This is a genomic window from Oceanobacillus sp. Castelsardo (assembly GCF_001659985.1).
GTDB lineage: Bacteria > Bacillota > Bacilli > Bacillales > Amphibacillaceae > Oceanobacillus.
On sequence record NZ_LYCS01000014.1, the window covers coordinates 30,739 to 43,301 of the forward strand.

Below are 12,563 nucleotides of genomic sequence, written 5' to 3' on the forward strand. Positions count from 1 at the left end.
TAAAAGAAGACGAACAGTCCATTACAACTGTTCGTCTTGTCTTTTACTATATTTAATAATTTAAACGATAGATTAATATGCGTTCATATGGATTCTTCTCATACATCTTTGGTATTTTAATTTCAGATACTAATTCAAATAACGTTTCATTTTCCAAAAAGAAAATATAATCTTCATGTGGATAATATAAGATAATATCTACTTCTCTCTTGGTTTGTTCAACAGATGTTAGTATGTTGTTAACAACTTTTCGAAAGATATTGACTGAAAATGGGTTAAAAAAGTAAAATCGATTATTCTCTTTCTTAATTTCAAACTCCTCCGCTAAACAATTAAGAAAGAACATGTTATCCGATTTCCTTTTTGTCTTTGCCATATAGTGATTTTTATTATCCACAGCCTTTTTATAAAACTCCTCATTTCTCTCAATACCTATAACGGTTGAATGGTAAAAGTAATGAACATAGAAGTTTAAACGGCCTAGACCACAGCCAAAATCAACCATATAATCAGTCTGCTCGACAGGATAAATCGTAAATAAAAGTTCTAGTACATCGTAAGGGGTTGGTTCATATGGATAATAATGTATTATATCCCCACCGGTATGGGCATTTCTTTGGTCTCGGGTTTTAATATTAAGTAATTTATCATAGTAAAATTCTTTCATTTGCATTCTCCATCATTCTATTTCATATTATTATCTCTTTATTTGCTTAATCTGTAAAATCATCACAATTGTCCTTTTGAAATCTATTAAAATATTAGATATAATAATAGGAACTTTCAAATAATAATTAAGAAAGAAGCGAATATATATGAGGAGTATTCAAACCGTTTCCTTAGTTGGACTTGGAGCAATCGGAGCTATTTTTGGTAAAAAGCTACAGAATTACTTAGGAGACAAATTTCAAGTTATCGTTAATAAAGAGCGCATGGAGCGTTATCAAAAAACTGGGATAACGATTAATGGGGAAAAACAAAAATTTCATTATATTACGCCCGATACGGAAGTAGAACCAGCTGATCTTGTTATCATCGCAACAAAAAATGCAGAATTAAAACAGGCAATAGTTGATGCAAGAAATCATATAGGAAAAGATACGATTATTCTTTCACTATTGAACGGGATTTCTAGTGAAGAGGAAATTTATGATGCTACGGAAAATGAACATATTTTATATAGTATGACATATCAAAATGACCCCATTCGTCATAAACAAGAAATTAACTATCAACATATGGGTTTGATTTGCTTTGGAGAGAAAAATGGGTCTTTATCTGAAGATGTTCTTGCCGTAAAGGATTTATTTGACAGAGCTGAAGTCCCCTATGAAATACCCAAAGATGTTTGGCATGTTATTTGGGCAAAATTCATGTTTAACGTAGCCGTCAATCAAATTTCAGCGGTACTAAAAGCTCCTTATAGTAACTTTCAGAAGATCCCTGAATTAAAGGAATGGATGGAGTTTGCAATGTACGAAGTCGTAGCGCTATCCAAAGAGGTAGGAGTAAACTTAACGGATAAAGATGTTCATCAATACAGACCAATCCTTCAAAACCTCTCGCCTAATGGAAAAACGTCGATGCTTCAAGACATAGAAGCAAATAGAAAAACCGAGGTAGAATTTTTCGCTGGAAAAGTATGTGAATTAGGAAAAAAATATTCTGTTCCCACCCCAATCAATGACCAACTTTATAAAATGATTCATATCATGGAAGAAATGGCAAAGTTGAACAATTAGTTTAGATAACTTACCGTTTGCTAATAGGCCTAGGTAAATTATAATTGTGTAAAAAGTTAAGCTCCATCTGCTATAAAGGCAGATGGAGTTTATTCATCTCCTCTATGAGTACTCCAATTAACATTTCCATTCTACGTTCCGGCACTCATCACCTTGATGAATGTCAGACACGATTTTAACCTTCTATAATCTTCACATAAAATGTTCTTCTTCTAGGTCCATCAAACTCTGAAAAGTATACGCTTTGCCACGTCCCCAAAATAAGATTCCCCTCTGATATAATGAGCGTCTCGCTTACCCCTACAACAGATGACTTTATATGTCCATCCGAATTCCCTTCCATATGTACATATTCTTTTTTATTTGGGAATGTTTCATCAAGACCAAATTTTAAATCCCGTTTTACATCCGGATCCGCATTTTCATTAATGGTTATCGCAGCAGTTGTATGCGGACAATAAACAACCATTATCCCATCTTTCACGCCGCTTTGTAGCAGTGCTTCCTCCAAGTAGGAATCAATATTCGTAAATGACTGTCTTTCATGTGTTATAACCTCAAATTGAAATAAATTTTTCCCCAAGACATTTCACTCCTATAATAAATTTAAATTAATAATGGAATTAGTAAATTTAAATAGTCGTAATTATTAATTAGTGAATATACTGTAGTAACGAGCTCGTTTCATCGCTTGTTTTTACTCATTAACTTACTTAAAAGGAAGGGAATTATGTCAAAATTAAAGGTGTTCCATTATTCATTCCAAAACTTAAGTCAAAAAAACATGTCTTTTGAACAAGTCTTTGAAAACATCATTCAATTTATGAGAAACGACCCGAATGGTAATTACCGCTTAATGTTTGGAACAGACTCACAAGTACATGGCTATTATACTAAATTTATTACTGGAATAGTAATTCAGCGCGAGAAAAAAGGGGCATGGGCATGTATACGAAAAATGATTGTACCTCGAAAGATGACAAACCTTCATGAACGTATTTCTTATGAAACAACCTTAACGGAAGAAATTGTATCTATGTTTACAGACGAAAGAAAAAGCCAGCTAATCGATATCATTTTGCCGAACATTTATAAAGGAGCTACATTTACGATTGAAGGGCATCTAGATATCGGTTCAGAAAATCGAAACAAAACTAGAATTTTCGTAAACGAAATGGTATCTAGGATGGAATCTATTGGTGTAGAACCAAAAATAAAACCGGAATCCTTTGTAGCAAGCTCATACGCAAATCGTTATACGAAATAAATAAAGGGGCTGTCTTTAAATGAATTTTCATCTAAAGACAGCCTCTATTCTATGCACCAAACATCTCAAATACATTTGAATCAGCTAATTATATTGATTAAATTTACATCTCTAGGATATACTTTTAACAACTTCTATTTTTCTAGTGAAAGAAGGGAATGAAATTTGTATCATATAGTAGAAGATAGAATCAAAGAATCGATGGAAAACGGTGAGTTTGATAACCTCCCAGGAAAAGGAGAGCCTCTTAATGTAAGAGACGAATTTCAAGGGTTATCTCCAGAAATCAGACGAACCTTTAAAATACTCAAAACTGCCGGATATATCCCAGAAGAGAATGACAAAGAAAATCTTACTTTTAAAGACTTACATCGATTTGCTACAGGGATAGAAAGTGAGCAAGGACAATTCGAATGTAAAAGACAATTTGAGTCCTTTGCAAAACAAAGGGAATTAAAGAAAAACCCTTCATTTCGTCATTACGCAGAAAAAATATATAACAAATTATTTCGTTAAAGAGGTTGGATACACGCACTTAAATATTGGAAACAATTAGATACCTAATACTATAATAAAGGTATTGAAATTCACGATGGAAAGGAGTCTTTATTTGGCTAAGTTTTTTACAACGAAACGGATTATTATTGCAGTTTCACTGATATTAATCGCAATGATTTTATATTTCTATTCTTCCGCTTTCATGCCTTTAATATTAGCCATGGTTACAGCTTTCATCTTAGAACCTTTAGTTAGATTTCTACAGAAACACTTAAAGCTGAAAACCAGGTTACCTGCAGTATTAATCTCATTTCTTTTATTTGTTTTAAGTGTCGCTTTCATATTTTATATTGCTATCACTAGAGTCGTGAATGAAACGATACGATTTGCTGAAAGATTACCCTATTATATTATTGATATCAATCTTTTTATCGAAAAGCTACTCGAAGATATTAATAAAACCGCTGCAGGACTTCCACCTATTTTTATAAATGAAATGGAAGGACAGGTATCTAATCTTTTAGAATGGTTAACTAATATGGCACAGGGAATGATACCCATACTAGCTGGTTGGATACAAGGAATTCCTAATTTATTAGTTGTTATTATTATATATTTAATAGCTTTATTTTTAATAAGTATGGACCTTCCGAAATATAAAAAGGCTTTTTACTCCAAATTCCGTGATGAAAATGCTGAAAAAATCCAATATATATTACAACGCTCCACACGATTTTTTACCGGCTTTATGAAGGCACAATTTTTAGTTAGTATTATTATTCTTATCGTAACTTATATCGGTCTAATCTTTATTTCACCACATAATGCACTTGTCATGTCCTTAGTAATTTGGCTTATCGATTTAATCCCAATCATTGGTTCCATTGTTATACTTGCACCATGGGCGTTATTTGATTTAATAACTGGAGATACGAGTACAGGAATTCAATTACTTGTTTTAGCTGCAATATTATTGATCATACGTAGAACGGTTGAACCTAAAGTCATGGGAGATCAAATTGGGTTACCCCCACTTCCCACTTTAATTGGTTTATGGTTAGGTTTATACTTCTTTGGTATTATCGGATTTATTATCGGTCCTTTATCTATCATCGCCATACTATCAGCAAAAGAGGCTGGGCTTATTAAGTTGGATTTTAAAATATAATCCGTAAAAATGAAACCACCCAATGGGATGGTTTCATTTTTTTTCACCTGTTATCCTTATCTATTAAAGCTGTTGTTCTGTCTTTTTATATAGCCGTACAGATTTTCCCTTTTTATTTACATTTGTAAAATAACTGTGAAGCAACATACCTAGAACAATAATGAACAGACCGATGATGGTGAAGCCTAAGGGAGGTAACACAGAATTTAACTATTTAAATAGATAGAAAATATTAGTAATATTTGGTATGATATTGAAAATTCATCATTTTTATGGATACTTTATAGCTAACGTTTAATTTTACAGATAATGTGAAATATTTCACTATATGAACAATAGTATTATTTAAGCATTATCGGTTATTCTATTAATCCTTATCCATTAATTTACAATTACTTATAGGAGGTAGGTTTTTTCTTGAAAAACGAATTAAGATGGGGGCTTATTATTTTATTTTTTGTTCTAATTGCTTATATCCTCCCCTATACACTTTTGACTAACGTTACAAAATGGTATGGAAGCTTTTTTGTTTGGATCATCCTAACCATTATTGTCATCGGTATTAATTATTTAATAACAAAGAATTGGGGTAAAGAAAAATGAGTACTACTTTAGTATGGAGCGCCATTACCATCTATGTCACAATTGCGATTGTTATTGCATTTTTATCTAGAACAGGAAAACAAAATAACATGAACAGTTACTTCCTTGGTGATCGAAAAATGAACGGTTTTGTATCTGCTCTTAGTTATAGTGCTACAACGTATAGCGCGTTCATGTTAGTAGGACTAGCCGGTCTAACATACAATGGTGGAGTTGGAGCATTAGGATTTGAACTGATTTATTTAATGGGAGTTTCCCTTGTTGCTTTTTTTGGACCTAGGTTTTGGAAAGTAGGAAAGAAATTTGGTTATGTAACCCCATCCGAAATGCTAGGTGATCGCTACGATAGTAAAGCGGTTGCGATAATCGTAGCGATCTCCAACTGTATTTTCTTAATTCCTTATAGTGCAGTTCAATTATCAGGCGTTGGTTACTTATTACAAGGCGTGACAGATAATGCTATTTCCTTTTCAACCGGTGTCATTATCGCTACAGCACTTGCGATTTTTTTCACTTATATTGCAGGAATTCGGTCTGTTGCCTGGACCGATTCACTCCAAGCTCTCTTTATGATTGTTACTTCCACTATTGTAGTGATCGTATTAATTAAAGGGCTTGGTGGTTTCAGTGGATTTTTTGGTACACTTGAAACAAAATATCCAGAATATTTAACCGTCCCAGGAAATGGGTTTTTTAGCTTTATAAACTTTTTAGGGTTAAGTCTCCCTTGGTTTTTCTTTAGCTTATCCAATCCACAAGTTAGTCAAAGATTATACATGCCTTCTTCACTAAAAAGTATGAAACATATGCTTATGGGCTTTTTAATATTTGGTTTGATCTATACGATTGTAGCAGTTATTTGGGGGTATTCTGCATTAATTATGTTTCCAAATTTAGAAAATGCAGATATGGCAACACCGTTAGTACTTCAATCTGATTTGGTACCTCCAATCCTAGGGGTTATCGTTATGGTAGGAATCATGGCAGCAGCCATTTCTACTATTGATTCGATCTTACTTACCCTTTCGTCTTTATTTGCTAGGGATGTTTATGGGAACGTGAAGAGGAACACAAGTGACTCTGCACAACTTAAAGTAGGTAAGTTTGTCATCCCTGTAATTGCTGCTTTAGCATTTATCTTTGCACAAATGGAAGTAAATTTAATCGCTGTTCTATCCGTTTCTTCTTCTGCTGGTTTATTAGTAGTTGTACCAGCAATTATTGGAGCCTTTTTTTGGAAAAAAGGAACAGCAGCCGGGGTTATTTCTAGTGTAGTGGTCAGTGGATTAATTGTCATTATCCTTGAATTAATGCAAATGAAACCATTAGGCCTTGCTTCAGGGCTTTGGGGTATTCTTATTTCAACAATTCTCTATATCACTATCAGCGTAATGACTAAAGCACCCGAAGAAAAGGCCAAAAGCTTTTTATCTGTATAGCTTGCATTCTTAATGATTACAATATTCAATAGAAAAAAGACAGGAATTTCCCCAGGGGGAATGATCCTGTCTTTCATTTTACCTTTTCCATCAAAAATCATACTCTTCTTCTTTAGCCTTACGAATATTCATATAAGTTTCAGTTAAAACTACTGTATCTTCAACTAAACGTTGGAATCGGAAGATAATGTCATCATTGATTATTTCTTTTCTATAAAAATCTTTTTCTTCAATAAATACATACGATTGAACAACTTGTGCTTTCATATAAGATAAAATCGGTTTTAATTGTTGTTCTACGATTAAATAATGTTTCGGTGATCCGGCAGTAACAATGATACTAACGATTTTATCCCGAAATGACTTTTCAGGAAGCAAATCAAATATATTTTTCAATGTAGCTGGAATGGATGCTTGAAATATAGGTGTTCCAATTATGATGGCATCCGCTTCCATGATTTGTTTAGTTACGAATCCAGTATCACCCTCATACTCCAAGTAATTTCTCCCATCACTAAACTGAATATTATAATCCGCTAAGTCTATTAGATTAAATTCTACTTCTGGATATTTTTCTGATATTTCTTTAGATAAGTAATTCATTGCTGTCCTCGTTTTAGAACCAACAATGGAACCAGATAATCCTACTATTTTCACGTTTATAACCCCCTATTTTTTTGCTGTATATTTTCTAATAGCCGGTATAATTTCGGTACCAATGATTTCAATATTTTTCATTATCTTGTCAAACGGTACACCACCAAATTCCAACTGTGCCATATATCGTTGATGGCCAAATTGTTCATGTTGATACAATATCTTTTCAATAATTTCTTGAGGGCTTCCCACAAGCATGACACTTCGTTTATCCGCTCCTTGTGCAAACAGCTGCTTAGCAAAGCCTCGTCCATTCGTTCGTTTCATTCCTTCATTGATATGAGGATAATATTCGCGTAATGCTTGTTGTGTCGTTTCAGCTGTATAGAAAAAACCCGTCGTTGCAACTGGAAAATCGGTTGGATTATACCCTACTTGGGTTAAAGCCTGACGGTAGGTATCAATCGATGTTTTAAAATGTGATACTGGTCCACCGAGCATGGCCAGAGCCATTGGAACACCTTGGAATCCTGCTTTAACCGCACTAGTAGGTGTACCACCAACAGCACGCCAGATCGGCATAGAACCTTCTTTTGGTCGTGGCAAAACTTTTGCATTTCTTAAAGGAGCCCGAAAATCTCCGCTCCAGTTGACGACTTCATTTTCATTAATTTGTAGTAACAGTTCAAATTTCTCTTCAAATAATTCTTCATAATCACGAACATCATAACCTAACAGTTCAAAAAGTCCAATTCTTGAAGCACGACCAGCAATAATTTCTGCACGACCATTAGAAATTAAATCAATGGTGGCAAAATCCTCAAACACCCTAACTGGATCAGATGTCGAAAGAATAGTTGAAGAACTTCCTATCTTTATTTTTTCAGTTGCTTGAGCAATTGCTGATAATACAACCGAGTGTGCTTGCGTAGTAAAATATTCTTGATGACTTTCACCAACACTAAAGAAATCGATGCCAGCTTGATCAGCTAATTTCGCGGATTCAACTAGTTCCTTAAGTCGTTGTTGTGCTGAAATTCGTTCACCTGTATGAGGATTAGATAGATGATCACCTAATGAGTACAATCCAAATTCTAATCCTTGACTTTGATCGATCCGGTACTTTTCCATTCCCATTTTTATCACCCTTCTTTATTAGCTCTATATTTTCATCTATTGGTCATATGTAACCCTTCTACCATCATTTTACTAGTCAAGTGATGGATTTTAAAAAATGGTTACTTTTCCATTTTCTCTTCTGTATGTTTTTGTAATTTAGTCATGAGCTTGTATAATGTTTTTTGCTCTTCTTTTGTTAAGGATTCATTAAAAAGAGATGTTTGGAACCTTTTTTGGTGTTCAAAAACCTCTTCTATTTTTTTCCTGCCTTTAGAAGTAAGGGCAATCCATTTCGTCTTCCAGTCCTGTTTACGTTCTATATACCCCTCTTGCTCAAGTCTTTTGAGCATACGTGAAACTCCGCCCTCTGATACAGTTAATTTTACAGCTAATTCACATTGCATGATAGGCTGATAGTTAGAAATCTGACTTAGTACATCAAACTGTGCAGCTGTGATTCCATAGCGCTTTAGGAATTCATTCGATAATAAATTACTTTGATGTGTAAACCGTGCAATACGCAACCAGAGCAATATACCTAGTGTATTTTTTTTCACCACATTTCCATCCTTTCTTTACCTCACTTTACACATCAAGTTATAAAAATTCAAGTAAAGTAGCTCATATATTTCAATCACTTAGGTTAATTTGGACGAGAGTATACCCTTACCTCTTGATAATTAAAACGAACGTTTGATTGATATTTTCAAACCACCGAATACATTTATGTTTTCCGCACTCTTAATTTAAAAAGCTGATTTTCACAACGGAAAACCAGCTTTCTTATATTTAGACTTCAACATCATAGCCTTGTTCTTCAATAGCTTCTTTCATGGCATCGACATTTACTTTTGATTCATCAAAAGTAACATCTACTTTGGCAGCCTCTAAATTAACTTCAGCTGCTGATACACCGTCTAATTTTTTTAATGCACCTTCAACAGACATTTTGCAATGACCGCATGACATACCTTGTACGTTTAGTGTTTTTTCCATGACTTTTCACCCCCTTTAAATTGACATTTATAATTTCACTCGTTTTAAGCGAAGTGAGTTAGAGACAACACTTACTGAACTTAATGCCATGGCCGCACCAGCAATCCATGGAGCAAGTAAACCAATCGCTGCCACCGGAATTCCTGCTGTGTTGTATCCAAATGCCCAGAATAGGTTTTGACGAATATTTTTAATCGTCGCATGACTAATTTTAATTGCTTTTGGTATGAGCAATAGTTCCCCACCAAGAATGGTAACGTCAGCCGCTTCAATCGCAACTTCAGTACCAGTTCCAATAGCAATTCCAATATCTGCTGTAACTAAAGCAGGTGCATCATTCACCCCGTCACCAACCATTGCTACCTTTTTACCCTGTTCTTGAATTTCTTTTACTTTATCCGCTTTTTCTTCAGGTAACACTTGAGCAATCACATGGTCGATTCCTACTTGTTTCGCAATAGCTTGTGCAGTTCGTTCGTTATCTCCTGTTAACATGATTACTTCTAATCCTTGTTCTTTTAACTCGCTAATTGCTTGTGGTGCTGTTTCTTTAATGGTATCTGCAACCGCAACAATTCCACGATACTTTCCATCAATGGCGATCAACATCGCTGTTTTGCCATTGGTTTCAAATTCAACTAATTTCTCTTCATTACCTTCAATATCAATTTGATAATCATTCATTAATTTCCGATTTCCAACAAGAATCTGTTTTCCAGAAATCTTCGTTTCAATACCGTGACCTGGTATTGCGGTAAAATCATCTACATCCAAAAAGTCGATATTATTCTCTGTTGCATATGCCACAATTGCTCCTGCAAGTGGATGTTCTGAACCTTTTTCCGCACTTGCTAATAATTGTAATGTTTCTTCATCCCCAGTAAAGTCCGTTACTTCCGGTTTTCCTTTTGTGATAGTTCCTGTTTTATCCAAAACGATCGCATTTAACTGATGTGTTCTTTCTAAATGTTCTCCACCTTTAAAAAGAATTCCGTTCTCTGCAGCCTTTCCTGTACCAACCATAATGGAAGTTGGTGTTGCAAGTCCTAACGCACATGGACAAGCAATAACAAGTACAGCAATGGAAGCGACTAATGCCAATTCAAATTCACCTGGTTGAACAAAAGCTATCCATACGATAAATGTTAGAATGGCAATACCCACAACAATCGGTACGAAATAGCCAGAAATAACATCAGCTAATCGCTGAATCGGTGCTTTTGATCCTTGAGCTTCTTCCACAACATTAACAATAGATGCAAGGGCAGTATCTTTCCCTACTTTTGTTGCTTCCATTTCAATCGAACCGTTTTTGTTTATTGTTGAACCGATTAAGCTAGCGTCAATTTCTTTTTCAATTGGAATCGATTCCCCGGTAAGCATCGATTCATCAACAGATGTTTTCCCTTTTACAACGATACCATCTACAGGTATTTTCTCCCCAGGTTTTACAACTAATCGCTCTCCAACAATAACTTCCTCAACTGGAATCATGATTTCCTCGCCATTTCTTATAACGCGAGCTTCTTTTGCCTGTAAATTAAGTAAAGAAGATAGTGCATTCGTTGTCTGGCTTTTTGCTCTTGCTTCCAAATACTTACCAAATAAAATCAACGTAATTAATACAGCACTTGTTTCAAAATACAGATGAGCTTCATACGCTGGATTTCCAATCGTTTTAAATGCTTCGTACAAACTATAGAAATAAGCAGCACTTGTACCTAATGCGACAAGCACATCCATGTTCGCTCCACCATTACGCAGGTTCTTATACGCACCAACATAAAATTGCCATCCGATAATAAATTGAACGGGTGTTGCTAAAGCAAATTGGAACCACGGATTCATGAATATATCCGGTATCGTCATGTTAAATAAATGAACGAACATAGTTACAAGCAGCGGTGCAGCTAATACCGCGGAAATAATTAATTTGGTTTTCATATTTTTAATTTCTTTTTCTTTATGTGTTTGTTTTTCTGCTGCCTCCGCTTTAGGCTTCGCATCATAACCCACATTTTTAATTTTCTCAATTAATGCATTCGTATCTGTGAGCCCTGGGTTATATTCGATGGATGCACTTTCTGTTGTTAAGTTTACAGTTGCCAGTTTAACCCCCGCTTGTTTATTCAATACCTTTTCAATTCGGTTCGAACAAGCTGCACAGGTCATTCCAAACACATCTAATTCCGCCTTTTCCATTAAAACCCCATAACCGACATTTTCTATTTTCTTCGTAATATCTTCTATCGATGTTTTCTCAGGATCAAAGTCTACCGTTGCCTTCTCTGTCGTCAAATTAACCTGTGCTTCCACTCCATCCATTTTATTTAAAACCTTTTCCACACGATTAGAACAAGCTGCACAGGTCATTCCTGTTATACCTAGTGTGGCATGATTTGGTTCACTCATCATAGTTCCCTCCTTACTTGGAAAACTGTTTTAGTACCCCCATTAATTCGTCGATGGCTTCTTTCCCTTCGCCTTGTTTAATCGCATCACTGACACAATGATTGATATGTCGTTCCGTGACAGCAAACCCTACATTTTTTAAAGCAGATTGAATCGCGCTAATTTGTACTAAAATATCCATACAATAACGATCATCCTCCACCATTTTCTGTATTCCACGAACTTGACCTTCTATTCGTTTTAAACGATTTATGACTTTTTGCTTCTCATCTTGTGTTCTTGGTTTACTAGGGTGATCATGTAAGAATTCATCCAAATGAATCACTTCCTTTTCTTTTATACTTATACCATACCCCCATATGGTATCTTTGTCAATAAAAAAACATCATATTTTGACAAATAGGAAAGAATAAATCATTTCCTGTCTAGTAAGGGTAAATGATTTCCCTTACCTATTTATTAATCCACAATGATAAAAAGGATTTTATATCAACTTATGAATTGATCCTTGCCGACCCAACACTTTCAAATTCCTCTATGATTTCTTCTTTTCTATTCTCCGGAATTTCTATATATAATTGTTGAAATGTGGTTAATTCAAGTTCATCATCTTCATTCATGTATTTGGATATTGTCATTAGTTGTTTAGAGTTAAGTTTTGCCCCAAACCCTATTCCACCATTCACCGCAATTTTAATCTTTTGGATATCTTTATCATATTC

General features: G+C 34.7%; 14 protein-coding genes and 1 pseudogene. 6 read left to right on the forward strand and 9 right to left on the reverse strand.

Annotated features, from left to right (window positions below; all coding sequences use genetic code 11):
* Positions 1–52: 52 nt before the first annotated feature.
* Positions 53–667, reverse strand: coding sequence for a class I SAM-dependent methyltransferase (locus tag A9178_RS16975; RefSeq protein WP_068677426.1), 615 nt, complete (start codon positions 665–667; stop codon positions 53–55).
* A gap of 148 nt (positions 668–815) precedes the next feature.
* On the opposite strand from A9178_RS16975, the gene A9178_RS16980 reads away from it, so the two are divergent.
* A complete protein-coding gene (locus A9178_RS16980; protein ID WP_068677428.1) occupies positions 816–1,742 on the forward strand; it encodes a ketopantoate reductase family protein in 927 nt (308 codons plus the stop codon).
* 175 nt (positions 1,743–1,917) lie between these two features.
* Here the strand turns inward: A9178_RS16980 and A9178_RS16985 are convergent, their stop codons facing one another.
* Positions 1,918–2,325, reverse strand: a complete 408-nt coding sequence (locus A9178_RS16985) for a secondary thiamine-phosphate synthase enzyme YjbQ (RefSeq protein ID WP_068677430.1) — start codon at positions 2,323–2,325, stop codon at positions 1,918–1,920.
* 147 nt (positions 2,326–2,472) lie between these two features.
* On the opposite strand from A9178_RS16985, the gene A9178_RS16990 reads away from it, so the two are divergent.
* The 5 genes from A9178_RS16990 to A9178_RS17010 all read left to right on the forward strand — a co-directional run bounded on the left by A9178_RS16990 (position 2,473) and on the right by A9178_RS17010 (position 6,717).
* On the forward strand, positions 2,473–3,009 hold the full coding sequence (locus tag A9178_RS16990; RefSeq protein ID WP_068677432.1) for a ribonuclease H-like YkuK family protein: 537 nt from the start codon (positions 2,473–2,475) through the stop codon (positions 3,007–3,009).
* Between the two features lie 165 nt (positions 3,010–3,174).
* The gene (locus A9178_RS16995; RefSeq protein ID WP_068677434.1) at positions 3,175–3,525 is read left to right on the forward strand and encodes a DnaJ family domain-containing protein; all 351 of its coding nucleotides are present in this window, start codon (positions 3,175–3,177) and stop codon (positions 3,523–3,525) included.
* Positions 3,526–3,619: 94 nt separating this feature from the next.
* Positions 3,620–4,675 carry a sporulation integral membrane protein YtvI gene (ytvI, locus tag A9178_RS17000; protein ID WP_068677436.1) on the forward strand — a complete coding sequence of 352 codons (1,056 nt, stop codon included), beginning with the start codon at positions 3,620–3,622 and terminating at the stop codon, positions 4,673–4,675.
* 417 nt (positions 4,676–5,092) lie between these two features.
* The gene (locus tag A9178_RS17005) at positions 5,093–5,278 is read left to right on the forward strand and encodes a hypothetical protein (protein WP_068677438.1); all 186 of its coding nucleotides are present in this window, start codon (positions 5,093–5,095) and stop codon (positions 5,276–5,278) included.
* Positions 5,275–6,717, forward strand: coding sequence for a sodium:solute symporter family protein (locus A9178_RS17010; protein ID WP_068677440.1), 1,443 nt, complete (start codon positions 5,275–5,277; stop codon positions 6,715–6,717). The genes A9178_RS17005 and A9178_RS17010 overlap by 4 nt, the downstream gene beginning before the upstream one ends.
* A gap of 90 nt (positions 6,718–6,807) precedes the next feature.
* Here the strand turns inward: A9178_RS17010 and A9178_RS17015 are convergent, their stop codons facing one another.
* The 7 genes and pseudogenes from A9178_RS17015 to A9178_RS17045 all read right to left on the reverse strand — a co-directional run.
* Positions 6,808–7,374, reverse strand: a complete 567-nt coding sequence (locus tag A9178_RS17015; protein WP_068677442.1) for an NADPH-dependent FMN reductase — start codon at positions 7,372–7,374, stop codon at positions 6,808–6,810.
* Positions 7,375–7,386: 12 nt separating this feature from the next.
* On the reverse strand, positions 7,387–8,445 hold the full coding sequence (locus A9178_RS17020) for an LLM class flavin-dependent oxidoreductase (protein WP_068677515.1): 1,059 nt from the start codon (positions 8,443–8,445) through the stop codon (positions 7,387–7,389).
* Positions 8,446–8,552: 107 nt separating this feature from the next.
* Positions 8,553–8,990, reverse strand: coding sequence for a MarR family winged helix-turn-helix transcriptional regulator (locus A9178_RS17025; RefSeq protein WP_068677444.1), 438 nt, complete (start codon positions 8,988–8,990; stop codon positions 8,553–8,555).
* A 232-nt stretch (positions 8,991–9,222) separates the two neighbouring features.
* On the reverse strand, positions 9,223–9,429 hold the full coding sequence (gene copZ / locus A9178_RS17030) for a copper chaperone CopZ (RefSeq protein WP_068677446.1): 207 nt from the start codon (positions 9,427–9,429) through the stop codon (positions 9,223–9,225).
* A 27-nt stretch (positions 9,430–9,456) separates the two neighbouring features.
* Positions 9,457–11,841 (reverse strand): heavy metal translocating P-type ATPase, encoded by a 2,385-nt coding sequence (locus A9178_RS17035; RefSeq protein ID WP_068677447.1) that lies wholly within the window; start codon positions 11,839–11,841, stop codon positions 9,457–9,459.
* A gap of 13 nt (positions 11,842–11,854) precedes the next feature.
* Entirely contained in the window at positions 11,855–12,157 is a 303-nt protein-coding gene (locus A9178_RS17040) for a metal-sensing transcriptional repressor (protein WP_068677449.1), read from the reverse strand.
* Between the two features lie 199 nt (positions 12,158–12,356).
* Positions 12,357–12,548 (reverse strand): annotated as a pseudogene (locus tag A9178_RS17045) (nitrite reductase); the annotation flags it as partial.
* Between the last annotated feature and the right edge of the window lie 15 nt (positions 12,549–12,563).

Coding starts and splice junctions, on each gene's coding strand:
- A9178_RS17010 (WP_068677440.1), top strand. CDS start 5,275: ATGAGTACTACTTTAGTATGGAGCGCCATTACCATCTATGTCACAATT.
- A9178_RS16980 (WP_068677428.1), top strand. CDS start 816: ATGAGGAGTATTCAAACCGTTTCCTTAGTTGGACTTGGAGCAATCGGA.
- A9178_RS16975 (WP_068677426.1), bottom strand. CDS start 667: ATGAAAGAATTTTACTATGATAAATTACTTAATATTAAAACCCGAGAC.
- A9178_RS17035 (WP_068677447.1), bottom strand. CDS start 11,841: ATGAGTGAACCAAATCATGCCACACTAGGTATAACAGGAATGACCTGT.
- A9178_RS17020 (WP_068677515.1), bottom strand. CDS start 8,445: ATGGAAAAGTACCGGATCGATCAAAGTCAAGGATTAGAATTTGGATTG.
- A9178_RS16990 (WP_068677432.1), top strand. CDS start 2,473: ATGTCAAAATTAAAGGTGTTCCATTATTCATTCCAAAACTTAAGTCAA.
- copZ (WP_068677446.1), bottom strand. CDS start 9,429: ATGGAAAAAACACTAAACGTACAAGGTATGTCATGCGGTCATTGCAAA.